At 66.9% G+C, this 2,729-nt stretch carries 2 protein-coding genes; both read right to left on the bottom strand.

Annotated features, from left to right (window positions below; genetic code table 11):
- On the bottom strand, positions 1-246 hold a 246-nt coding region (locus tag VFS34_02670; protein ID HET9793340.1), incomplete at its 3' end, for a protein kinase.
- 31 nt (positions 247-277) lie between these two features.
- The coding region (locus tag VFS34_02665) for a protein kinase (protein HET9793339.1) at positions 278-2,729 on the bottom strand (2,452 nt) is incomplete at its 5' end.

The raw sequence follows: 2,729 nt of genomic DNA, 5'->3' as shown, positions 1-2,729 counted from the left end.
GTCGGCGCTTCCGACGTCGTAGAGCGTGCAGATGTGAGGGTGGGTGAGCTGCGAGATCGCCCGCGCCTCGCGCTCGAAGCGGGCCTTCAGGTCCGGATCGTCGGTCAGGTGCGAGGGGAGGACCTTGATCGCGACGTCGCGGCCGAGCCGGGCATCCTTGGCTTTGTATACCTCGCCCATGCCGCCGGCGCCGATGGGCGAAACGATCTCGTAGGGACCGAGGCGGGTTCCCTGTGCCAGTGTCACGAATCGATCCTCGTTTCAAACTTCAAGTCGTTCAGTCGTTCTTCAGCAACCCGGTCCAGTTCAAGACGAGGCTGAAAGGTGGAGAGCCCTGATCGCTCGGGGCGGTGTCCACGAGGAACCTCTGCCCGTCGGCCGAGACGTCGAAGGGCTGGAGGCCATTGGGATGGATGGCGAACAGCGGGTAGGGCGCTCCGGAGCGAAATGTCGGCGAGAGCGTGATCTGGGCGGCCATGATCTTGAAGTCGGGAGCCAGGTAGTACAGCTCCTTCCCATCCCGCCGCCAGACGGGGGTCCCACCCCCGGCCGGGGAGATCTGCCACCGGCCGGTTCCCTCGGGGAAGGGCCGGACGTAGACCTCCGATTTTCCCGACTCGTCGGACTCGAAGGCGATCCATCGACCGTCGGGGGAGAAGCGGCTGTTGCCCTGGGAGAATGCGTCCACGGAGAAAGGGACGACTTTGCGCGCGCCGCCGGTCTCGGCAAACCAGAGCTGGGTATTTCTTTTCCCGGTTGCCGGCGTCGCGTTGAAGGAGAGGAAGTGCCCATCGGGCGACCAGTCTTCGGGGATGCGGTTGTCCGGCGACTCGGAAAACGGCTCCTCGGCCGTGCCATCGACGCGCTTCATCCAGATGTCCGGCTTCGCACCCTTCGACTTCCGGGTCGAGGCGAAGGCGATCCGATCTCCCTCCGGCGACCAGACGGGCGCGAAGTCGCTCCAGTTGGTCGAGACGAACCGGGTGCCGGCGCTGGTGGCCGTGTCGAAGATCCAGATATCGGTTTTGGCCCTCGCGGGGTCGAAGACGTCGGCCGCGACGCGTCGGCCGTCCGGCGAAAGGCGATGGACATTGTAGGGGCGGGGCTCCCCGATCGAACCGAGCGACCGGCCGCCGCGGTCGAACCAGGTGAGCTGCCCGGGAACGGCGACGAGGGGAAGATAGACCAGCGTCTGTCCGGATATCGAGAACGGGGCGAGGCCGAACCAGTTCGTTGCCGGAAGTCGATCGCCGATCGTCACGGGATCGCCTTTCATCTCCCAGCGGGAGAGATCGATCCTCTGGGCCAGGAGCGAGCCGTCGCGGCCGTAGAAGAGACGTCCCTCCGCGTAGGCGGCGTTCGAAGCCACCGGGACGAGCGCCTTGTCGAGCTTTCCGTCGAGCGAGCCGACCCGGATCGAGCTGCCCGGGTCATCGAGAGGCGCCGAAAGGTTCGCCGCCATGTAAAGGAAATGCACGCCGTCGGGGAGGAACGAGGGGTAGCGATGGGCCGTCACGTGGAGCGACGCATCGAGCCGGGTCACCGGAATCGGCTTGCCTCCGGACGCCGCTACCTTGAAGAGCGGCGAAGTCGGCAGCGCGAAGACGATCGTCCCGTCCCGGTTCCACGTTCCACCGACGACCCGCTCGGTGTCGCAGATCGTCAGAATCGGACCGCCGGCGGCATCCATTCTCTTCAACGCGCCCTGGCTGAAGAAAGCGACGTACTTGCTGTCCGGCGACCAGAAAGGGAAAGAAACGTCCTCGGCGCCCGGCACGAGCTTCGCGGTCGGTTCGGAGAGTGAGCGAACCCAGAGGCCCGGCTGACCCCCCGGCTTGAGGGCGCAAAAGGCGAGCTTCGTGCCGTCGGGCGAGAGGGCGAATTCGGTCACGAACATCTTCTCGGGAGGGACGAGGGCAGCGACAATTGGCTTCGACGGGCGAGGCGCTCGGCGAAGGAATCCGATCGCGAACAGCGCGGCGAGGAGCGCGGCGCCGGCAAAACCGAACCACGCGAGCTTCTCGCGGTTCTTCCTCCGCGAGACGACGATGGCGGGCGCGCCGGCCTGCGATCCCGCCTGGCCGATCCAGCGCAGCTCCGACATGACGTCGCGCGCGGACTGCCACCGCTCCTCGGGGTCCTTGGCGAGACAGGTCTTCGCGAGGCGGTCGAGAGCCGGAGGCGCCATCGGGGCGAGCTCGGAGATCGGCTTCGGCTCGTCGCGCAGGATCGCCGAGACGAGCGAGGCCTGGCTGCTGCCCGTGAAGGCCTTGTTCCCCGTCGCCATCTCGTAGAGCACGCATCCGAGCGCGAAGATGTCGGTCCGTCCGTCGGCTTCCTTCCCTTCGAGCTGCTCGGGCGCCATGTACTGGAAAGTGCCCATCACCGTGCCCTTCTGGGTGAGCGGACGCGAGGCGCCCATCTGCGTGGGAAGGGACGAGAGGTCCGGCTCGCGCCGCTCGGCCGCCGTCTTGGCCAGGCCGAAGTCGAGGAGCTTCACGCCCGACTTCGTGAGCATGACGTTGCCGGGCTTCAGATCCCGGTGGACGATGCCGGCGCGGTGCGCGCGGTCGAGCGCGTCGGCGATCTCCATGCCGAAGCGGATCACCTGGTCGGTGGGGAGCGGTCCCTTCTCGACGCGGTCGGCGAGCGTCTGACCTTCGAGGAGCTCCATGACGAGGTACTCGACGCCGTCGGCGCTTCCGACGTCGTAGAGCGTGCAGATGTGA

The organism is Thermoanaerobaculia bacterium (assembly GCA_035717485.1).
Classification (GTDB): domain Bacteria; phylum Acidobacteriota; class Thermoanaerobaculia; order UBA5066; family DATFVB01; genus DATFVB01.
The sequence above is the reverse complement of the archived record's forward strand: the minus strand, read 5'-3'. Positions and strand labels throughout refer to the sequence as shown.